This is a genomic window from Paenibacillus sp. FSL R10-2778, from assembly GCF_038593035.1.
Lineage (GTDB): Bacteria > Bacillota > Bacilli > Paenibacillales > Paenibacillaceae > Paenibacillus_AQ > Paenibacillus_AQ odorifer.
Map to the genome: position 1 here is coordinate 5221235 of NZ_CP151956.1, position 20852 is coordinate 5242086.

General features: G+C 45.3%; 17 protein-coding genes and 2 tRNA genes. 3 read left to right on the top strand and 16 right to left on the bottom strand.

Going from position 1 to position 20852, the window contains the following annotated elements; all coding sequences use genetic code 11:
* Positions 1-78 precede the first annotated feature (78 nt).
* The gene (locus NST40_RS23555) at positions 79-582 is read right to left on the bottom strand and encodes a hypothetical protein (protein WP_076128844.1); all 504 of its coding nucleotides are present in this window, start codon (positions 580-582) and stop codon (positions 79-81) included.
* 399 nt (positions 583-981) lie between these two features.
* Between NST40_RS23555 and NST40_RS23560 the strand changes: the two genes are divergently transcribed.
* Positions 982-1347: a hypothetical protein gene (locus NST40_RS23560; RefSeq protein ID WP_076128842.1), complete on the top strand. Its 366-nt coding sequence runs from the start codon at positions 982-984 to the stop codon at positions 1345-1347.
* Between the two features lie 33 nt (positions 1348-1380).
* Positions 1381-2598 carry a sialidase family protein gene (locus NST40_RS23565; protein ID WP_076128840.1) on the top strand — a complete coding sequence of 406 codons (1218 nt, stop codon included), beginning with the start codon at positions 1381-1383 and terminating at the stop codon, positions 2596-2598.
* 441 nt (positions 2599-3039) lie between these two features.
* On the opposite strand, the gene NST40_RS23570 is transcribed toward NST40_RS23565, so the two are convergent.
* The 14 genes from NST40_RS23570 to lspA all read right to left on the bottom strand — a co-directional run bounded on the left by NST40_RS23570 (position 3040) and on the right by lspA (position 19310).
* Positions 3040-3113: transfer RNA gene (locus NST40_RS23570), tRNA-Ile, on the bottom strand.
* A 44-nt stretch (positions 3114-3157) separates the two neighbouring features.
* Positions 3158-3234, bottom strand: a tRNA-Met gene (locus NST40_RS23575).
* Between the two features lie 82 nt (positions 3235-3316).
* The gene (locus NST40_RS23580; protein ID WP_167347621.1) at positions 3317-3481 is read right to left on the bottom strand and encodes a hypothetical protein; all 165 of its coding nucleotides are present in this window, start codon (positions 3479-3481) and stop codon (positions 3317-3319) included.
* A gap of 112 nt (positions 3482-3593) precedes the next feature.
* Entirely contained in the window at positions 3594-5081 is a 1488-nt protein-coding gene (locus tag NST40_RS23585; RefSeq protein WP_076219144.1) for an extracellular solute-binding protein, read from the bottom strand.
* 1567 nt (positions 5082-6648) lie between these two features.
* A complete protein-coding gene (gene pyrE / locus NST40_RS23590; RefSeq protein WP_076279282.1) occupies positions 6649-7287 on the bottom strand; it encodes an orotate phosphoribosyltransferase in 639 nt (212 codons plus the stop codon).
* Complete coding sequence (pyrF, locus tag NST40_RS23595) at positions 7284-8030, bottom strand: orotidine-5'-phosphate decarboxylase (protein ID WP_076146022.1); 747 nt, start codon at positions 8028-8030, stop codon at positions 7284-7286. The genes pyrE and pyrF overlap by 4 nt, the downstream gene beginning before the upstream one ends.
* 111 nt (positions 8031-8141) lie before the next feature.
* Positions 8142-11369, bottom strand: coding sequence for a carbamoyl-phosphate synthase large subunit (gene carB, locus NST40_RS23600; RefSeq protein WP_076185242.1), 3228 nt, complete (start codon positions 11367-11369; stop codon positions 8142-8144).
* Between the two features lies 1 nt (position 11370).
* Positions 11371-12552, bottom strand: a complete 1182-nt coding sequence (gene carA, locus NST40_RS23605) for a glutamine-hydrolyzing carbamoyl-phosphate synthase small subunit (RefSeq protein ID WP_051491286.1) — start codon at positions 12550-12552, stop codon at positions 11371-11373.
* A 115-nt stretch (positions 12553-12667) separates the two neighbouring features.
* Positions 12668-13951: a dihydroorotase gene (locus NST40_RS23610; protein ID WP_076276759.1), complete on the bottom strand. Its 1284-nt coding sequence runs from the start codon at positions 13949-13951 to the stop codon at positions 12668-12670.
* 109 nt (positions 13952-14060) lie between these two features.
* Positions 14061-14966 carry an aspartate carbamoyltransferase catalytic subunit gene (locus NST40_RS23615; protein ID WP_076219141.1) on the bottom strand — a complete coding sequence of 302 codons (906 nt, stop codon included), beginning with the start codon at positions 14964-14966 and terminating at the stop codon, positions 14061-14063.
* Positions 14967-14970: 4 nt separating this feature from the next.
* Complete coding sequence (gene pyrR / locus NST40_RS23620) at positions 14971-15534, bottom strand: bifunctional pyr operon transcriptional regulator/uracil phosphoribosyltransferase PyrR (RefSeq protein WP_036683379.1); 564 nt, start codon at positions 15532-15534, stop codon at positions 14971-14973.
* A gap of 840 nt (positions 15535-16374) precedes the next feature.
* Positions 16375-17628 (bottom strand): LL-diaminopimelate aminotransferase, encoded by a 1254-nt coding sequence (locus NST40_RS23625; protein ID WP_076098555.1) that lies wholly within the window; start codon positions 17626-17628, stop codon positions 16375-16377.
* 205 nt (positions 17629-17833) lie between these two features.
* Positions 17834-18805 carry an RluA family pseudouridine synthase gene (locus NST40_RS23630; protein ID WP_076192046.1) on the bottom strand — a complete coding sequence of 324 codons (972 nt, stop codon included), beginning with the start codon at positions 18803-18805 and terminating at the stop codon, positions 17834-17836.
* Complete coding sequence (lspA, locus tag NST40_RS23635) at positions 18798-19310, bottom strand: signal peptidase II (RefSeq protein WP_036683603.1); 513 nt, start codon at positions 19308-19310, stop codon at positions 18798-18800. Before lspA ends, NST40_RS23630 begins: the two co-directional genes overlap by 8 nt.
* A gap of 246 nt (positions 19311-19556) precedes the next feature.
* On the opposite strand from lspA, the gene NST40_RS23640 reads away from it, so the two are divergent.
* Positions 19557-20279 carry a TraR/DksA C4-type zinc finger protein gene (locus NST40_RS23640; protein WP_076098553.1) on the top strand — a complete coding sequence of 241 codons (723 nt, stop codon included), beginning with the start codon at positions 19557-19559 and terminating at the stop codon, positions 20277-20279.
* 92 nt (positions 20280-20371) lie between these two features.
* Here NST40_RS23640 and NST40_RS23645 read toward each other — a convergent pair whose 3' ends face one another.
* Positions 20372-20668 carry a DUF5665 domain-containing protein gene (locus NST40_RS23645; protein ID WP_051491300.1) on the bottom strand — a complete coding sequence of 99 codons (297 nt, stop codon included), beginning with the start codon at positions 20666-20668 and terminating at the stop codon, positions 20372-20374.
* Positions 20669-20852 lie beyond the last annotated feature (184 nt).

Genomic DNA, 20852 nt, shown 5'->3' on the forward strand with positions numbered 1-20852 from the left:
CTTCCAATTGCTACAAAAAAGGAACGCCCACCATGGACGCTCCTTGAATTTCTTATTAGTCTACTACACTCTAGCTAGTTACGCATTTACACTTTCCGTTTTACGATCCTGTCTTGCGTGTAATGTTTTCATTGCAAATCTTGCGATCGGCTGCGCAACCAACAGTTCAATCCAAAATGCTATTCCAAAGTTTCTCGGCCAGATGTGAAGAAAGTTTTTAAGTGGATCCAGGCTTATTTGTTTCGTCCCAACCCATGTGCCGATAATTGATAGTAAAATAGATAACACTGTGACATTCAATAAAGTATTCAACAGAATCCTTGCATTAAATCCATCGGTTTGTCCCATGAATTTCGGCATCACTTTTCCAACAATCGGTCCTGCAACTAATCTTACGGATAAAACTACGATCATCCACATAAACGGAATAACCTTTAGTGTATCTATATACACTTCCTTACTGAAGCCGCGTTCCAACCCCACAATAATAGGGGCGATAGTGTTAACTGAAATGATTGAAATAATGAGTAAAAATAGTATACCTTCTTTTCCGTTTCTGGGCAGTCTTGTGTCTCCATGCATGTTTGTCATCTCCGTGAATAATATTTCAGATGGCAGACGTATCATGAGACATATATTTTTGGTCCAATAAAAAAGACCAATATCTCTACACACTGATATTATAATTATAACATTTATTTAAAATAAATGTCAGACCTTCTATTTAAAATTCTCCTGCTGATAGTGAATAGTTACCTGCATACGCCTTACAAGAGCTGCAGTGGCAGAGAAGTCGTAAAAATCCTCAATTGCTGTTCAACTTATAATCAAGTTATCTTCAGATTTCTGAAAATTTATTTGTATTTCCCCACCTAATTAGACCTCTCAGTATTCATTTCCGCGATTTTTCTGATTCCCTTGTCCAAACACAATGAATCTCAATTCATATATATATAGCAAACTAATAAAGAGGTGAAGCTCATGGCAACAACAACAGGCATCATTACGAACACAGGGACTACCCCAGCATCCAACGTGCTCATTAATATCGATAATGACAACCTTAGTTTTTCATCTAACGTAGTCTATCACGTTTACGTATGGAATACCTTGGTTAGTAAAGGTTTAGTCTACTCCAACTCATTAAATGTTAATGCTAACACCAGCCAGTTTCTCGGTTTTAATATCGCAGGCAATTCAGCTTATGAAGTCCAATTTCTAGTAACTGGAAACGCACCGGCAGACACGATTATCACGGTGTTCGGAACGGATTCGTCAGGAAACGTCATTCCCCATCAAAGAGTGCTGCAATCCGAACTTACTTTCATAGCTCAGCTGAACCCATAAGTACCGAAAACTCTCTGACGAAAGGAGCTTAGCATGGCTAATATTCAAATTTCGCCGAGCGCAAGCGTTCAGTTTGAGCCCACCATCGCGGTAAATTGGCTTAATCCTTCAGTTATGGTTGCCGTAGCTGTAGATCTTCGATTAGGCCCTCCTAATATAGGTTTATACAAATCTATTGACGCAGGTGCCACTTGGACAACAACGTTATTGCCGTTACCGACAGGATTTGCAGGCATCGAAGCACCACATATTGATTATATTTTCCCGACCACTTTCGTAGTATTAGCCCACGCCTTCGATTCAGACGGTCTCAGCGGGTCGATCGTTTCCTATACATCTGCCGACAATGCCTCTTCATTCGGACCTCCAGTCATCGTGAATCAAGGGTTTGGGCAGTTTGTAAATGATGATCAGGTGGTCGTTGTCACCGACAAAGCTGGATCAAGTCCCTTTTTTGGAAATGTATATACTGGTTATACGCATGATTACAACACACAATTCATACCGGGAAATACGATATTCTTCAATCGTTCCCTAGATAACGGTAGTACCTATTCCAGTCCCTCCCTGCTGTCTTCGGTCGAAGAATTCGAAGAATTCCCCGGTATAGCAATTACATTAAATGGGATTGTTATCGTGGGATGGATCAATCAGCCTCCCGGTAATACTGATCTTAAAATTCGCACATCCTCAGACGGTGGGGTCATTTTTACTCCTGAAACCATGGTCGCCAGCGTTGTAGTCCCACCAGATCCATTGCCGGGATATACATTTAGATGTCTGACATACCCTTCCCTCGCAGCAGATATTTCTAATGCACCGACGACGCGAGGTAATGTCTATGCTGTATGGCAAGATTTTCGAGAAGGTTATTCCGATATTTTTCTTGCCACTTCCACCAATTTTGGTGTGGATTGGGGGGCACCAATATCCATTACAGGTAGTCCGGTGGGCTCCCAAAACTTTTTCCCAGCCATCACCGTATCCCCTGCGGATGGTGCAATATTCGTTACCTATTACACTAATCGAGTCAACCCCCTCAACCTTGATGTTTATCTAGCAACCTCTAGAGATGGCGGTATGACGTATACAAACACCCGGATAACAACAACTTCCTTTGACGTCACCGGCATCCCCCTAATTGGGGACTACATCGGTAATGCCATCGTCCCCCAAACAGGCCGTCTAGTGAGCGTATGGACAGACACGCGGACCGGTACTGAGAACATCTGGTTTGGGGATAATCAATAAGCTATTAATCAACTTCTGATGATAAATTAAAAGGCTGTTAAGTTAGTATACCCATCTTCAATAAAGGATGCCGAGCGAACATGCGGCATCCTTTATTGCTTCTTATCAAAATTCAGCATTAACCTGTTCAAAGAAATCATCAATTTCAGCGTATTGGACATGCTTTTAATTCAATCAAAAATCTACGGCGTATGGTGCTTCTACTTAATAGTCTATATGTCTTGACTGTCCCCCTTTCCTCTACAAGAGTAGGGCAGTTCCACAGAATACATACTTTTTACCGTTTTCCAGATGATCTATGATAAAACCAGTGGATCTAACAACGCCGTGACCAAAATGTGATCATTCTCTATTTTGTCGCTTTTCCAACTCTTCCACTTCTACTTACAAGGGAACCTACAGACAGCAAAAAACCCTTACAAAGTAAGGGTTTTTGATAAGTGGGCCCTGAGGGACTCGAACCCCCGACCAATCGGTTATGAGCCGACCGCTCTAACCAACTGAGCTAAGGGCCCGGATCTAAAAATATCCGAATGTACAATTGCTGTTGTAATAAAATTGGTTGCGGGGGCAGGATTTGAACCTGCGACCTTCGGGTTATGAGCCCGACGAGCTACCGGGCTGCTCCACCCCGCGTCATAAATAATATTCAAACAGCGACAATAAATAATATACAGTACAAAATGGGTCTACGTCAAGGATGAATTTGTAAAAGTTCTCAAGGCAAAAATCTAACCCCATATCTTCCTTTGCGGGATCGATAAATCTCCACAAAACTTGGGTCATGATAGCCATAAATCCAGCCATCTTGCTCCAGTCTTTTTGCCAAACAGCCTGCTTGAAATCTCGTTCTGAACAGTTTCGCGAAGTATATCCAATTCATGATGCCCTCTTCTCCTTTTCGCAAATTAATCTTACGCTGCTCTGAACTTATCATGCCCAAATTCCACAAAATAAGCCACCGGAAATCCGGTGGCTGCTACATATTCCAAAACTCAATCCCCTATGGAGTCAAAATAATATGTGGGATCTTTTTCGAGCGTACCCAGCATGGTATTCCCTTGCTTCTCCCAAGCTTTTAGGGCACTCTCGACCGTTCTCTTGCCCTGATAAACTTCAGTGAACAGTTGGCGCCCAACATCGTTAATACGGCTAATTCCAGGCTTCTGTGTCTGTAGAATGTTCATCATAGGATCATTGGCAGGTAACGGTTTGAGCGTATAGAAGGACTCCAGATTTACTGAAGGAACCTTCGTAGTAATGTAATCCTTACGGGAAGTTAGTTCTCCGCGCGTATGGGCTTTTATTTTGGCTACATCATTACTGTTGACGAACTTGATCAAATCCCAAGCATCTTCCTTATTAGCAGCCATAGTGTTGATAGCCATCATATTACCTACCCAAGTACCTACAGCCACTCCTGGTTTCTCCTTAAAAGTAGGTACGGTAACGAAACCCCAATCGACAGGATTATAATTTTTAATCTTTGCTGCATTGCGGCTCACACCTGCAAGCTCATTAAGATAATCGTATTCTCCAATTACCATTGCAGCTTTTCCGGTAAGGAAGAGATCCCCTTGGACAGGACTATAGGAGCTCCGTTCTGTTTCTATAAAATCCATACCGTTTAACCCAGGTGTAATTTGCTTTTTCACCAATTGGCTGTAGGTCGTCCAAGCTTGACTCCACTGTGTTTGATTTACCTCCATCTTATGTCCCTTGTTGTCATACATAGCAAGCTCAAGCGGTGAGACATAGGTCTGCATATCCCAGAAAGGATCGCTCATATAACGGTTCATCGAAAAGCCATATATACGCTTATCTTTATTTGTCGATTTCTTGGTCACCTTTTCAGCCAGCGCGAACACTTCATCCCAAGTCATTCCATCTGTCGGATAACCTGCACCTGCAGCATCAAAAATACCTTTGTTAAAATATAACGCACTCGACATAAAGGTCGGCGCTAACGCGTAAAGACTTCCTCCACCCAGCTCACGAACTCCACTTAGCATCGTAGGCGCCATATTGCTTAAATCATATTGATCCCGTGCGATAAGCGGCTCCAGCGATTGCACCAGATTATGTTCCACCAAACTCTTCACCAATGTACTATCACCGACGATTACATCAACCGGCTGTGCACCGCCCATAATCGCTCGGATATTCTCCATATTATCTGGGTTAACCTCTGGATACGTGCTGTCAAAACGAAGCTCATTCATATTAATGGCTGGAATAATCTCAAGTTTGATTTCAGGATGCTGCAATTCATACATATCTGTAAACTGCTGACGAAAAGAAGAATCGTCCTCTCCAGACCAGAGGCTGCCAATACGTAACACACGCTGTTCTGCAGATGGCTTAGAAGCCTCCGCCCAAGCTGTGTGCCTGCTTTCAGAAATTAAAGGCAATAGGAGTGCTGCACATATTCCAAAGCTTAACCAGCGCCGCCATAGCCTTCTATTATTATTTATATGATTCATTCTTGAACCCTCCCATAAAATACTCAATCCATCCACCTTATGAATAATTACCCATAATTCTAGTAACAGTATATAGCTTTATTCAGGAGGGGAAGTTACAGGCTGTTTAAAGTTAAACTACGATTTCTTCATATTATTTCTATAAAAAACATTCCGCGAGTTTCCTGAGGATACTGAAATGCCCTTCTGCGACAGGATAATTGCACTTTGTGCAACTATTACAGCTGAGTGTGTTGTGCTTCTCCTTTTAATTGCACTATGTGCAGTTAAAAAACGTTATTAGGTGCTTTCAGCGGATTTCTGGCTGATTTAATTGCACAAAGTGCAACTATATCGCCAGATCCTCTAAGGAAGGTTAGTTTAAGTGCACAAACTGCAACTATTCGGCGTTTGAGACGACATTGCGATGGAATCACGGGGGCAGAGTATAGTATTCCAGAGTGTCAGAGCGTTCAGAGCGGAGAGCATAGAGCGACAGCGCATAGCAGCAGAGTAGCAGATTAGCAGAGTTTCAGAGCGTTCAGAGCGTTCAGAGCGTTCAGAGCCAGAGCATAGAGCGACAGCGCATAGCAGCGGAGTAGCGGAGTAGCATAGTAACAGAATCCCGAGTGTCAGAGCGCAATATACCAGAGCGACAGAACGCAGGTCAGCCAAATGTCAGAATGAGAATGAGAATGTAAATGTAAATTCAAATGTAAATGTAAATTCAAATGTAAATAAAAACAGCAAAACCCCACTCTCCACTCTACTTTTCCTTTTACCAATACAGCATTTTCCTTCCATACTAACTAACCTACTGACTAACCTGCTACATTTCATGTGACCGGCACAAATCGCCCCCTTCTACGCAGGATAACTGCACTTTGTGCAACTATTAAAGATGAGTGTGTTGTGCTTCTCCCTTTAATTGCACTATGTGCAGTTAAAAAACGTTATTAAGTACTTTCTGCGGATTTCTGGCGATATAATTGCACAAAGTGCAACTATATCGCCAGAACCTCTAAGGAAGGTTAGTTTAAGTGCACAAACTGCAACTATTCGGTGTTTGAGACGACAGCGCGATGGAATCACAGGGGCAGAGTATAGTATTCCAGAGTGTCAGAACGTTCAGAGCGGAGAGCGATAACACATAGCAGCAGAGTAACAGAGTGTCAGAGCGGAGAGCGATAACGCATAGCAGCAGAGTAGCAGAGTAGCAAAGTAACAGAGTGTCAGAACGGAGAGCGACAGCGCATAGCAGCAGAGTAACAGAGTAACAGAGTGTCAGAGCGGAGAGCGATAACACATAGCAGCAGAGTAACAGAGTGTCAGAGCGGAGAGCGATAACACATACCAGCAGAGTAGCAGAGTAGCAGAGTAGCAGAGTGTCAGAATCCCGAGTGTCAGAGTTTACACCTGCCGCGGGTGGATAATTGCATCTTTTTGCAATAAATAGCAGCATACTTCATGCACCTATACAGCAGAGTGCGCTTTAAGCTTTCCTTTTTATTACACTCAATGTAGTTAAAAAGAAAAACCTCCCACCAAAAAGTGAGAGGCCCGTCCAAACTATAATCAAATATTTAGTTTAAACGCCAAATGCGGAAGGATCTTTTCTCCAAGATTTCAGCAGTTCCACATCTGTAGCTGCGATCTTGCCTTGTGTAAGAGCCACATCAATCAATGTGCTATAGTTGGATAAGCTTTGTAATGGCATTTCAGCTGCGGCAAAAGCCTCCACCGCACGGTCCAGCTCGTAGCTGAAGATTGCCAATACAGCCAACGCTTCTGCGCCTGCTTCTTGCACAGCTTGAGCTGCTTTGATGGAGCTTCCGCCAGTGGAGATCAGGTCTTCGATAACGACTACCTTTTGCCCCGGCTTAATCAGTCCTTCGATCTGGTTCTGCTTGCCGTGACCTTTAGCTTTATCGCGGATATAAGCCATTGGCAGATTAAGTTTATCAGCTACCCAAGCTGCGTGAGGAATGCCTGCGGTTGCTGTACCTGCGATCACCTCTGCGTCTGGATACTGGCTTTTAATAAGCTCAGCGAAGGCATCAGCAATATAGTTACGTACCTCTGGGTAAGCCATGGTCAGACGGTTATCGCAATAGATCGGGGATTTAATACCAGAGGTCCAGGTAAAAGGCTCCTGCGGACGCAGTGCCACTGCTCCTATCGTAAGCAGATAACTTGCTACTTGTTCACTTCTATTTAATGTACTCATGCTAGGGTCATCTCCTCAATAATATTTAGTGCTGCTTGACGTGGATCAGCCGCAGTTGTAACAGGACGGCCCACCACCAGAAAGTGGCTGCCTTGCTGAATCGCTTTGCCCGGCGTCATCACCCGGGACTGGTCACCTAGGGATGCACCTGCTGGCCGGATACCAGGTGTAACTGTACAAAATGCGGGCCCACAAGCCTCTGCGATCGCTGAAGACTCTTGCGGTGAAGCCACTACCCCATCCAGACCTGCAGCGGCTGCCAGCTTAGCGTATCTGACCACAGTATCTGCTACGTCTCCTGCGATTCCAATTTCGTTATTCATCACTTCTTGGCTCGTGCTGGTCAGCTGTGTAACTGCAATAATCAAAGGCATTTTAAGCGCAGCATTCGCATTAACTACTGAAGCAGCGCCTTCCCGGGCTGCAGCCATCATCGCTGAGCCTCCTGCGGCATGTACGTTAAACATATCCACACCGAGGTTCGTAAGGCTTTCTGCCCCGCCTTTTACCGTGTTAGGAATATCATGCATTTTGACATCTGCAAATACAGAATACCCCCGAGATTTCAGTTCATTAATGAATTCCGGTCCGGCTGCATAAAAAAGCTGCATTCCCACTTTCATATAACAAGGAATCCCTTCCAGCTTGTCAATCAAGGTTCTTGCCCCTGCAACATCAGGGTAATCCAAGGCGATCATCAAGCGATTCGCCATTTCATTCCACTTTGCATCTCCCTGTCCCATAACCGTTCTCCCATCCAGTGCAGACTTAAATCCACACTCTTCATTTATTAGCCCCTAGGCATAGCGGAACGGTCTGCGTAAACGCAAACCGCCCTATACATCTTTATGAGATTAGTTTAATTGACCGACAAAAGCAGGCATGGACTGTGACGAGAAGTTGATCGTCTGCAGCATTCTGAGCAGTGCCGTTACTGTATCGAGTGATGTCATACATACGACGCCATTCTCAACCGCTTCACGACGGATACGGAATCCATCACGCTCTGGTGTTTTCCCTTTAGTCAGTGTATTAAAGACGAAGTTGGCTTGCCCACCACGAATCAAATCGAGAATGTTCGGCGCACCTTCATCCAGCTTGTTCACGTTCATTACGTTGAGACCTGCTTCTTCAAGCGCTTGAGCGGTGCCTCCGGTAGCAATGATCTTGTAACCCAGCGAGTGGAAGCCTTTCATAAGCTCTACAGCTTCTGCTTTATCTTTATCTGCCACTGTAACGATGATAGCGCCGGTTGCTGGAATTTTCATTCCTGCCCCGATTAGACCTTTATACAAAGCTTTTGCATACAATTTATCGCGGCCCATAACTTCACCCGTCGATTTCATTTCAGGTCCGAGCGTTGGTTCTACTCTACGCAGCTTGGCAAAAGAGAATACCGGCACTTTAACCGATACATAATCACTTTCCGGCCATAGACCTTCTGTATAACCGTCATCTTTCAGCTTGCCACCGAGAATGATTTTGGTTGCCAGATGCGCCATTGGAATTCCAGTTACTTTACTCAAGAATGGAACCGTACGCGATGAACGTGGATTTACTTCAATTACGTACACTTCATTCTGATAGATAACGAACTGGATGTTGACCAGACCAATCGTTTTCAGTTCCTTAGCAATCTTGATTGTGATCTCAGCAATTTTTGCTTTCAGACCTTCATCCAGATATTGCGGAGGATATACAGCGATGGAGTCACCGGAGTGAACACCTGCACGCTCAACATGCTCCATGATCCCTGGAATAACTACCGTCTCACCGTCACAAATTGCGTCTACCTCAACCTCTTTACCTAACATGTAACGGTCAATCAATACCGGATGCTCCGGATTCACCTTAACCGCTTCTACCATGTAGCTAAGCAATTCCGCATCATTATATACAATTTCCATTGCGCGTCCACCTAGTACATAGGAAGGACGTACCAGCACCGGATATCCAAGCGATTGTGCAGTTTCTACTGCTTGATCTACGTTGATAACCGTCTTCCCTTTTGGTTGGGCAATATCCAGACGAGCCAACAAAGCTTCGAATTTCTTCCGGTCTTCAGCTTCGTCAATACTGTCTAGGCTAGTTCCGAGAATCTTAACGCCAGCCGCACTTAGTGGTGCAGCAAGGTTAATGGCTGTTTGGCCTCCGAACTGTACGATAACCCCAATCGGATTCTCTTGCGCAATTACGTTCATTACATCTTCAAAGAACAAGGGTTCAAAATACAACCGGTCCGAAGTATTAAAGTCGGTAGATACAGTTTCAGGGTTATTATTGATAATAACCGCTTCATAACCTGCCTTCTGAATCGCCCACACTGCATGCACAGTGGAGTAATCGAACTCAATCCCTTGGCCGATCCGGATTGGACCCGATCCAAGCACGATAACCTTTTGTTTATCGGAATGAATGACCTCATTTTCAGTCTCATAAGTAGAGTAGTAGTAAGGTGTAGAAGCTTCGAACTCAGCTGCACAGGTATCTACCATTTTGAATACAGGCGTTAATCCTCGCTCTAAACGAAGCGCGCGTACATCAGCTTCTTTGGTGTATTTACCGTTCGCTTGTCCTTCTGCACGTATCTCAGCAATCGCACGGTCTGTAAAACCTCTGCGTTTAGCTTGATACAAGGTTTCTTCTGATAAGCTTTCATCCCCACGGATGACCTCTTCAAAGTTGATCAGTCCCTCGATTTTGGACAGGAACCACCAGTCTACGTTAGTAATGTCTTGAATCTCTTGCAAGCCAAATCCGCGGCGGAAAGCTTCAGCGATCAAGAACAACCGCTCATCATCAGGTTTTGCCAGACGTTCACGCAGGACGCTTTCTTCCAGATCCTCAGCGCCCGGCAGACGGAAACGGTGTACACCGATTTCCAGGGAACGAATTGCTTTATGAATGGACTCTTCAAAGGTACGACCGATGGCCATAACTTCTCCAGTTGCTTTCATTTGTGTGCCCAGCTTACGGTTCGCATGAATGAATTTGTCGAACGGCCAGCGTGGGATTTTGCTTACGATATAGTCAAGTGTAGGCTCGAAGCAAGCATAGGTCTGTCCAGTAACTGGATTGACGATTTCATCGAGTGTGTAACCAAGCGCGATTTTGGCAGCCATTTTGGCAATCGGATAACCGGTTGCTTTCGAAGCCAAAGCCGAAGAGCGGCTGACACGTGGATTTACTTCGATTACATAATATTGATAGCTTTGCGGATCCAGTGCGAACTGCACGTTGCAGCCACCCTCGATATTCAGCGCACGAATGATTTTGAGTGAAGCGCTGCGCAGCATTTGATATTCACGATCGGATAACGTTTGGCTAGGTGCCACAACGATACTATCACCCGTATGCACACCTACCGGGTCAAAGTTCTCCATGTTGCAGACAACGATACAGTTGTCATTCGCATCACGCATAACCTCGTATTCAACTTCCTTCATGCCGGCAATACTTTTCTCCACCAAACATTGTCCAATTGGACTATAACGAATACCTGCTTTGACAGTCTCAAGCAGCTCTTCTTCGTTGTCGCAGATCCCGCCGCCGGTGCCGCCAAGCGTATAGGCTGGGCGTACAATCAGCGGGAAACCAATTTCCTCAGCGAATTTCATCGCTTCATCTACTGTGGTAATAATAGTGCTCTCTGGTACAGGCTGTTCCAATTCGCGCATCAAATCGCGGAACAAATCGCGATCCTCTGCTTTTTCAATGGATTCAAGCTGGGTACCTAGAAGCTTAACATTCTCTTGTTCTAGTACTCCTGCACGAGCCAATTCTACAGCCATATTAAGACCTGTCTGTCCTCCCAAAGTTGGCAACAAGCCATCCGGGCGCTCCTGGCGGATGATGCCAGTTACGAATTCAAGGGTAATCGGCTCGATATAAACTTTATCAGCCATATTGGTGTCAGTCATGATAGTCGCTGGGTTACTGTTGATCAGCACAACTTCCACGCCTTCTTCTTTCAGGGCCTGACAGGCCTGAGTTCCGGCGTAGTCAAATTCTGCGGCTTGCCCGATAACAATCGGTCCAGAACCAATTACTAATATTTTTTTAAGCTTTTCATTCTTAGGCATGTTATAGAGCTCCTTTCACGGCTTCAAGCTGTTTTACTGTAGGTTTTGGCGCCGTGATTCTGGCGTTTGCCGCAAGCTGCGCCTGGCGCGAGCTTACAGGTGTGTTAGCTTTATGATCAGCGATCATCTGTAAGAAACGATCGAATAAATAGCTGCTGTCATGAGGTCCCGGTGCTGCTTCTGGATGGTACTGTACTGAAAATGCAGGGTAACGGGTATGTTTAAGTCCTTCAACGGTCTTATCATTATTATTAATGTGAGTAACTTCTAGATCCGTGCTCTTCACAGAATCTTCATTCACTGTGTAGCCATGGTTCTGAGAAGTAATGAAGCAACGTCCGCTCTCCAATTCTTTAACCGGATGGTTACCGCCACGGTGCCCGAATTTCAGCTTCTCTGTATCCGCGCCACAAGCCAGTGCAAACAGCTGGTGACCTAAGCAGATGCCGAAGATTGGGTATTCACCAAGCAATTCCGAGATCGTCTTCACTGCGTGTGGGACGTCTTTCGGGTCCCCAGGGCCGTTGGACAGCTGGATACCATCTGGATTGAGGCGACGAATCTCATCAGCGGTTACGTCATGAGGTACAACTACAACATCACAACCGCGATTGTTCAACTCGCGCAAGATGCCAGCCTTCGCGCCGTAATCTACCAAGACGATGCGCTCTTTGGTTCCTGGACTATTGTACATGCTTGGAGTAGATGTGCGAGCTACCTGATTGCGCAATTCTTCAATTGAAGTGTCGCCCATCATTTCCATCAATTCCTCTACACGTTTGTTAGAGGTAGTCAGGATCGCCTTCATTGTTCCGTAGTGGCGAATAATCCGCGTCAACATCCGGGTATCAATCTCGCTGATTCCAGGAATATCATATTCTTTCAGCAGGTCGTCCACACTGTATTCTGCGCGCCAGTTACTTGGAACTTCTTCATGACGACGCACTACAAAACCGTGTACGAAAGGTCGAACAGATTCGAAATCATCCCGCGTAATCCCGTAGTTCCCGATCAATGGGTACGTCATGGTAACGATTTGTCCGCAATATGAAGGGTCAGACAGCACCTCTTGATATCCTGTAATTCCTGTGTTAAAAACAACCTCGCCTGTCTTTTCACCTTCAGCGCCAAATGCGGTACCTGTAAATAAAGTTCCGTCTTGAAGCAGCAATCTCGCCTGCATTCCCTTCCACTCCTTCATGTTCTGTAGTCTAATACGTATGCCTTGCATGCCTTCCGGAGTGTACGCGCTCAAATTGCTGATCTGTAAAGATCAGCAATTTCGCCTCACCAGTCCGCTAGTTTTTCTCAGTCCATACGGCTTTGCCGTCCACCCAAGTTTTTACTGGCCAACCCTTAAGCTTCCAGCCGCCAAAAGGAGTGTTACGTCCTTTGCTTGCGAAGGAACTTGGATCTACTTCTTTTTCCTGCTCCAGATCGATCAGTGTCAAATCTGCAGGAGCTCCGATCTCCATAACCCCGGTGTTCAATCTGAATACCCGTGCAGGATCAGCAGTCATTCTTTGTACTAGTAAGGATAAATCCCATTTTCCTGTTTCTACAAATGATGTGTATAAGAGTGGGAAAGCTGTCTCGAATCCAACGATACCAAAAGGTGCCAGCTGCATTCCTTTCGCCTTCTCTTCTTCACTATGTGGCGCATGATCTGTAACAATCATATCTAGTGTGCCATCAAGCAACCCTTCGATACACGCCTCAACATCGCGGCGGGAGCGCAGCGGCGGGTTCATTTTCCAATTGGCATCCAGGCCTGGAATATCGTCTTCAGCAAGAAGCAAGTGATGCGGACATACCTCAGCAGTTACTTTAATGCCGATCTCTTTTGCTTGGCGAATCAGCCGCACCGACTGTTCAGTACTGACATGGCATACATGGTAATGAACGCCTGTCGCTTCTGCCAGCAAAATATCACGTCCAACATGGATCGCTTCTGACTCATTCGGAATTCCTTTGAGGCCATGCTTCTTAGCGAACTCACCTTCAGCTACACAGCAGCCTTCAACCAGCGAATTATCTTCGCAGTGGGCAATGACTGGCATATCGAGCGATGCTGCGATGTTCATTGCATCTTTCATCATTTGAGCACTTTGTACGCCCACACCATCGTCTGTATAACCAATAGCTCCAGCTTCTTTGAGCGCCGCAAAATCCGTCAACTCACGTCCAAGCTCATTTTTCGTAATGGCTGCATAAGGAAGCACTTTAACTAGTCCTGCTTCACGCGCCTTGTCTTTCACAAATTGCACGATCTCCGGGCTATCTGTCACCGGACGAGTATTTGGCATACATGCAATGGTTGTAAATCCGCCTTTAGCAGCTGAGCGACTTCCGGTTTCCACTGTTTCCTTGTGTTCAAATCCCGGTTCACGCAAGTGCACATGCATATCAATGAGTCCCGGAATGAGCAGCTTACCTTCAGCATCAATAATCTCCGTGGCTTCTCCGATAGCTTCATTTCCGTCGATTATAGCCGAGATCACACCCTCCTGAAGTTCGATGTGTTTGCGCTCAAGCAAGCCTTCCTTATTCAATACGCTGGCGTTTCTAATAATCACTGTCATGATTCTACCTTTACCCTCAGATCACAGCTGCGGGCCCTCTCGTTATTATATAATAAAAATTCATCTTTGTGTATATTTATTAGTCTCTATACGTTAGCATTCTGTAAGCTTATAGTAAAGCTCTTTCGAGAACCGCCATCCGGACCGGTACGCCATTAGACATTTGCGGGAAAATCCGCGATTGACTGCACTCAACTACTGCATCATCAATCTCTAGATTCCGGTTAACCGGAGCTGGATGCATAATGATTGTGTCTTTGGCCAGCTTAGCTGCCCGCTCTTCTGTTAGACCATAGTGGCTACGGTAATCTTCAGCAGACAGCTTAATGCCGGAAGTATGGCGCTCAAGCTGTACTCGAAGCATCATTACAACATCCGCTTTAAGAGCTTCTTCCATAGTTACGTAAGGCGCATACTCCATAAGCTCAGGAGCCTTCATATTATCCGGTGCGCAGAACTGCACCTTGGCTCCCATTTTCGTAAGCCCCCAGAGATTAGAGCGCGCTACGCGGCTATGCATAATGTCCCCAATGATGGAGACTGTCAGGCCCTTTAGTTCCCCAAAGGTTTTGGTCATGGTGTATAAATCAAGCAGCGCCTGCGTAGGATGTTCATTGTTGCCGTCGCCCGCATTGATAAGCGGTATAGTCACCTTCTCAGCTAACTGCTGCAGCACACCTGCAGGCTTCAAACGCACAACTCCGGCATCGATCCCCATCGATTCCAGTGTGCGCACTGTATCGTAGATCGACTCCCCTTTTTCTACACTAGAAGCTGCAGCCGTAAAATTAAGTACTTGCGCACCTAGTCGTTTCTCTGCCATCTCGAAAGAGAAGCGTGTGCGTGTGCTGTTCTCAAAAAACATGTTAGAAATAAAATGGGAGTTCAAGATGGGCGTTAGCTTTTCACTTTGATTGTCCCAAAATGCTGTTCTGTCAAGCAGTTGGATAATTTCCGACCGGTCAAGCTCTTTGATTCCCAGCAGACTACGTTCCTTTACCTTGGTAAGTGTCATGATGTTATCGTTCCTCCCGGTTTGAAATAATGTAGACCTCATCTTTGCCGTCGTATTCCTTCAGCGCCACTTCAATCTGCTCGTGCTTTGAGGTAGGTACATTCTTACCGATGTAGTCCGGCCGGATCGGCAGCTCGCGGTGTCCGCGGTCAGCCAGTACTGCCAGTTGAATCATTCGTGGGCGTCCGCAATCCATCAAAGCGTCCATCGCCGCGCGGATGGTGCGTCCGGTGTAAAGTACATCATCGAACAAAATGACTTTCTGATCATGGATGCCAGCACTTCCTGAAGTAATAACGACGTTGCTCTTCACTACTGCTTCACTGCCTTCCACTTCACGGTCATCCCGGTAATGTGTGATATCCAGCTCACCGTATGGAATCTCTACGCCTTCAATCTCCTTGATGCGCTCAGCGATACGTTGTGCCAGATACACACCTCGTGTCCGAATGCCGACCAGCAGACAATTCTCGATACCTTTGTTCTTCTCCAAAATCTCATGAGCAATACGCGATAAGGCCCGGCGGATCGCCGTTTCATCCATAATGACATTTTTCTCAGTAACCATAATCTTGTCACCCTCCAGCTTGTTCGCCTATTCAAGTTCCCGGAAATCAAAAAACTCCTTGCCTATAACAGGCAAGGAGTGAAATCCGCAGATGAGGAAGATGACGGCCGCGCGCATAAAAAGACAGTTCCGTATTTACACACGGATACCTTTCTAAGAGTCGCGAACCTCGATTCACGTTACCTTGCCAGCCTCACAGGACTGAATTAAAGGCGCTATTCATTTAACAAGAATTATGACAGAACAACCCCCTCATGTCAACTTTCTCTGCCTAAACTTTTGCACTTCTCTTCCTTACTTCTATTAACAACAAGGGGGAAGCGGTAGTCAGTATATCTGCATAAAAAACGAGGCTGGTCCCAAGTAGCCATTTCATCGCTTTTTGGACAGCCCCGTTTATGTTCTTAGCACTACTTAATCTCCAAATGATTCAAAAGGTGCACCTAGTAATGCTGAAAATGATGCAATCGGTGAGGTACTTATATAGAATTAAGGAATTTCTCCCTGAAATTCAGTGATTTCTGTTCATCAGACTTGTTATTAGGGATACCTTCCCTAATTGTTGGCCGATTCAGTGATTAATATAGAAAACCACCTAATTATTAGGGAGTTTTTCCCTGATTTCGTACATTTAGAGCGAATATCGGCTAATTTCAGGGAGTTTTTCCCTAATTAGTTTAAAACCCACTCTTTACTTCTCACAAACACAGAACACAACACGTGGCATATAGTCATAGGGCACAGTAACATCTACAACATTTCCTATTCCATAAAAAAGAAGCTGCCCCCAAGTAGAATTCACTACTTTTGGGACAGCCTCATTAATTTCAATAACAATGCTTAAAACTCAAATTCCACATCACTAAGACGTCTTTGAATTTCAGAGATGACACGTCTCTCTTCCTCTTCACCTTTAGCAATAAAGGTAACGGAGAAACGAACAAACGGGCCTGCATCATCCCAAGGCACAGTGGAGATCAGCTTCTCACGAATCAGGAATTGGGAGAAATCTTCACCGGATTCAAAGCGACGGCCGTCTTTGATTCCCTTAGGTGCAGCGACATACAGGAAGAAGGAACCTTTTGGCTTCTCAGCTTTAAAGCCGAGGCTGTTCAGTGCATCAACCAGCAGGTTGTGACGACGGGAGTATTTATCCGCAATCGCTTCAGTAATCTCCGGATGAGCAAGACCATAAGCCGCTGCTTTTTGAATCGCGATAAATTGGCCGGAATCGTTATTATCCTTCACATCGCTGAAGGCTTTAACCACTAGCGGATTACCAGCCACAAAACCAATTCTCCAGCCCGTCATATTGTAAGACTTAGAAAGAGAATGCAGCTCTACACCCACATCCTTTGCACCTGGAACGGAGAGGAAGCTAAGTGGCTTCAAACCGTCATAGGTCAAGGCAGCGTAAGGTGCGTCATGAATAACCACTACATCGTATTTTTTCGCCCATGCAACGACCTCAGCAAAAAACTCAGGAGTGGCACTAGCGCCCGTTGGATTGTTTGGATAGTTTAGATAAAGAAGCTTAGCTTTACGAGCAATGTCTTCCGGAATTTCATTCAGATCTGGAAGGAATTTGTTCTCCTTCTTCAGCTCCACTGTAAATACTTGTCCACCCAAATATTTAGTATGTGTACCCAAGACTGGATAACCCGGCACGGTCATAATCGTGATATCACCTGGATTGATGAAACAAGATGGCAACATAGCCAGCGCAGGCTTCGATCCGATGGAGTGAACTACCTCCGTGTCTGGATCAATTCCTTCCACCCGGAAAACTTCCCGCAAATATTCAGCAGCAGCAGTCTTGAATTCGGCAATTCCATTGTCCGCATATCCGCGGTTTTCTTCCTTCGCTGCTTCTTCAGCAAGCTTAGCTACGATACCCGCATCAGCCATCTCATCCGGCTCGCCTACGCCCATATCAATTAGTTCAATGTTAGGAAAATCCTGTTTTGCGGATGCTTTAGCACGTTTGATTTTCTCGAATTTATAAATCGAAGTGTCTTTGCCATAATTGGCACCGCCGATGCGGTCTGCAAAATTAGTCTGAATGAAGCTATCTTGGTATTGTTCAATACTCATACTGTCATCTCATCTCCTGAATATCTATTCTACTTTTAAAAGAAACGGCTTCGCCGTCCCTTGGATGGCGTATGTTTCCGGATATCCGTTTCATTATAAAAATAAGGATAAAGAATAAGGCATTACCCTTTCTTTATCCTTATGTTTTTAAATATGCCGTAAAGTAGTGTTCAATACCATAGACTAATTATCACTTCATTTGTACTTATCTGCTGCGTAGTGTGAACAGCACTTCTTCCATATCCTCTGGAATAGGTCTGCTGAATTCTTTATATTCACCTGTGGTAGGATGAACAAATCCAAGCACCGCCGCATGCAACGCTTGTCCATTCATCGTAGTGCCCTTGCTGCGTCCATATATCGGATCACCTACAAGTGGATGGCCAATGAACTTCATATGTACCCTGATTTGATGCGTGCGGCCAGTCTCCAGCTGCAGCTCCAGCAGTGTACAATCTCCGAAGCGTTCCATTACTGTAAAATGGGTCACGGATTTCTTGCTGTTCTTTTCGGTTACTGTATATAGCTTGCGATCATGTGGATCTCTGCCAATCGGTGCGTCAACAGTGCCCTTATCATGCGACAAGTTGCCGTGTACGACTGCAATATATCGGCGCGTAACACTATGCTCTTTAAGCTGTGCGGCAAGCGAGGCATGACTGGCATCATTCTTAGCCACCATGATAAGACCAGAGGTATCCTTATCGATCCGATGGACAATACCTGGACGAATCTCACCGTTAATGCCGGACAGATCCTTACAGTGATACATCAGCGCATTTACTAAGGTGCCTGACGGATGTCCCGCAGCTGGGTGCACAACCATGCCCCGGGGTTTATTAATCACAATGACATCACTGTCTTCATATACAACTTCAAGAGGAATGTTCTCCGCGATCAAATCGGTTACTTCTGCTTCAGGGACAACAACGCTAACCACGTCGCCTTCCGATAACTTATAGTTGGCTTTCACTGGCTTGCCATTAACCGTAACGTTACCGCCGCTGATCCACAGCTGCACCTGAGAACGGGAAATTTCTTCTTCCCATGATTCCGTAATATATTTATCGATTCGCTCCCGCGCGTTCTCTGCCGAAACGGTCCATTCCGTGACGTCCCTCTCTTCTTCGCTCGTAGATGCCGCTTGGTGATTGACGTCTTTATTCAAATCATTCATTCCCTTCTCTTACTTCCTTTGCTTCTTTTACTTCTTTTATTTCCGTAATTTCTTCGCCGTTCTTAAGGTCACGAAAAGAATCCAAAAGAATCAATCCAACCCCAATGACAATACAAGAATCCGCCACGTTAAAAATCGGGAAGCTATAGCTCCCAAAATTGAACAGAAGGAAATCAACAACCTCACCATTGATAATCCGGTCCAGGAAGTTACCGATAGCTCCACCCAGTACAAGCCCTAGGGCAACAGATAACAGCTTCCGCGAGTGTCTAGTCTTGTTCAAATACCAAACGATACCACTAACCACTACAACCGTAACTAGAAAGAAGAACCATTGCTGACCTTCGAGAATCCCAAAAGCAGCCCCGCGATTGCGATGAGAGGTAATCAGGAAAAAATCTCCGATAACAGAAATCTGTTCTCCGATCTCCAGACGTGTAGCAATAAGATACTTTGTCCCTTGATCCACCAAAAATACAATAAGAGCAATCAAATAGTACACCACAGAAGTTGTCACTCCGTTCTTATTTTTCCCGCTAAATGCGGTACGAATACTGTTTAAAGACTTGTATATTGTAGCACAGCCCTTAAAGAATCGTCTATTGCGGGACATCCGCTAAGTTCAATCTTGGGGACTATTTTCCAGCGCTAAAATCCCTGCTCTCCGGTCAACCTAACAGAAGAACCATCCGGTGTTATCAGGCAAGTCAGAATGATTCTTATAAAAGGTACAGAAAGGAGCTTTCTCATTATGACGCACCTGACAGTACAGCAGCTCTCAGAGCTACGCGCACGATTGGAAAAAGATCGGGATACGATTCAGCACAGGCTTCAGAATAATGAACATTACGGCTTAGATGAATCCATGCGGGATGGCTCCGGTGAACTTTCCGAGAATGACAACCATCCAGGAGATGCAGCCACCGATTTGTATAATCGCTCCATGGACATTTCACTGTTAGAGCGGGACGAGCATGAGCTGGACGATATTGAAGCTGCTTTATCCGCTATGGATAATGGCACCTATGGGATATGCAAGGCTAGTGGTGAGCCGATCCCTTTTGAACGTTTATCTGCCATCCCTTCCACACTTTATTGTAAAGAGCACAACCCGCGGCAAAACGCACCTTTCACTCGTCCAGTGGAAGAGGAGCTGTTATCTCCACCTTTTGGACGAACCAGTCTGGATGAACGCGACGATCAAAACGGTTTTGACGGTGAGGATGCCTGGCAGATTGTTGAAAGCTGGGGTACCTCGAATTCTCCCGCCATGGCGGAGGGCAACAATATTGATTCTTATAATGATATGGAGATTGAAGCCGATGAGCTGGAAGGCTGCGTAGAGCCTTGGGAGAACTTTATCGCCACTGATATCACGGGCAACAATCTAATTGTAGTGCCGGGACGGAGCTACCAGCGTTATTTGGACAGTGACGAGGCAACCCATAGCCTAGATCCTCTCGACGAAGACTAAACACAGATGTCCCCTACACAAAAATATTTAAACAGCGTACTGTTCCAGTTTTGAGGAATGGTTCGCTGTTTTTAATCTTACCGTTTCGATGACTATTTGAATTCTAGCTGACGCTGTACGATCCGCACAATATCCGCAATATAATCACCAATGATCGGTAGATTGAGCGCCCCTAGTCCCTGAAGGATATAAATAATCGTTGCCGCAAAAAAAGTAAAACCCAGTGCAATCCCAACTCCCCGAGCTGCTCCAAATAAAATATTTCTCCAAATCAACCGCCAAGGTGAATATAGCAGATCCGTATATTGATAAATTCGGGATTTTTCCAAAATATGAGCCCACTCAAAGGTCAAACGGTACATCGTATTCATTTTTTCTTCCAGCGGAATATCCTCGGGATTACGCGGATCTGCTGTTAGATACTCTGGATTAACTTCAGGAAAAGCCTTATTCTCCCTTTCCTTGTCTGGGTTATTCTTATTGCCGGATGTCTTAATGGAGATTCTCCTCTTATTTCCCTCCACAGCTACGGCTCCTCTCATATGTCTTTCCTTCGCTACAAAGTAAACGAGC

Bases quoted from the DNA above. Each gene is read 5' to 3' on its own strand.
- NST40_RS23580 (WP_167347621.1), bottom strand. From the start codon at position 3,481: ATGAATTGGATATACTTCGCGAAACTGTTCAGAACGAGATTTCAAGCA.
- NST40_RS23555 (WP_076128844.1), bottom strand. From the start codon at position 582: ATGCATGGAGACACAAGACTGCCCAGAAACGGAAAAGAAGGTATACTA.
- NST40_RS23630 (WP_076192046.1), bottom strand. From the start codon at position 18,805: ATGAATGATTTGAATAAAGACGTCAATCACCAAGCGGCATCTACGAGC.
- NST40_RS23615 (WP_076219141.1), bottom strand. From the start codon at position 14,966: ATGACACTTACCAAGGTAAAGGAACGTAGTCTGCTGGGAATCAAAGAG.
- carB (WP_076185242.1), bottom strand. From the start codon at position 11,369: ATGCCTAAGAATGAAAAGCTTAAAAAAATATTAGTAATTGGTTCTGGA.
- carA (WP_051491286.1), bottom strand. From the start codon at position 12,552: ATGCAGGCGAGATTGCTGCTTCAAGACGGAACTTTATTTACAGGTACC.
- NST40_RS23565 (WP_076128840.1), top strand. From the start codon at position 1,381: ATGGCTAATATTCAAATTTCGCCGAGCGCAAGCGTTCAGTTTGAGCCC.
- NST40_RS23625 (WP_076098555.1), bottom strand. From the start codon at position 17,628: ATGAGTATTGAACAATACCAAGATAGCTTCATTCAGACTAATTTTGCA.
- pyrF (WP_076146022.1), bottom strand. From the start codon at position 8,030: ATGGGACAGGGAGATGCAAAGTGGAATGAAATGGCGAATCGCTTGATG.
- pyrR (WP_036683379.1), bottom strand. From the start codon at position 15,534: ATGGTTACTGAGAAAAATGTCATTATGGATGAAACGGCGATCCGCCGG.
- NST40_RS23560 (WP_076128842.1), top strand. From the start codon at position 982: ATGGCAACAACAACAGGCATCATTACGAACACAGGGACTACCCCAGCA.
- NST40_RS23585 (WP_076219144.1), bottom strand. From the start codon at position 5,081: ATGAATCATATAAATAATAATAGAAGGCTATGGCGGCGCTGGTTAAGC.
- pyrE (WP_076279282.1), bottom strand. From the start codon at position 7,287: ATGAGTACATTAAATAGAAGTGAACAAGTAGCAAGTTATCTGCTTACG.
- NST40_RS23640 (WP_076098553.1), top strand. From the start codon at position 19,557: ATGACGCACCTGACAGTACAGCAGCTCTCAGAGCTACGCGCACGATTG.
- NST40_RS23610 (WP_076276759.1), bottom strand. From the start codon at position 13,951: ATGACAGTGATTATTAGAAACGCCAGCGTATTGAATAAGGAAGGCTTG.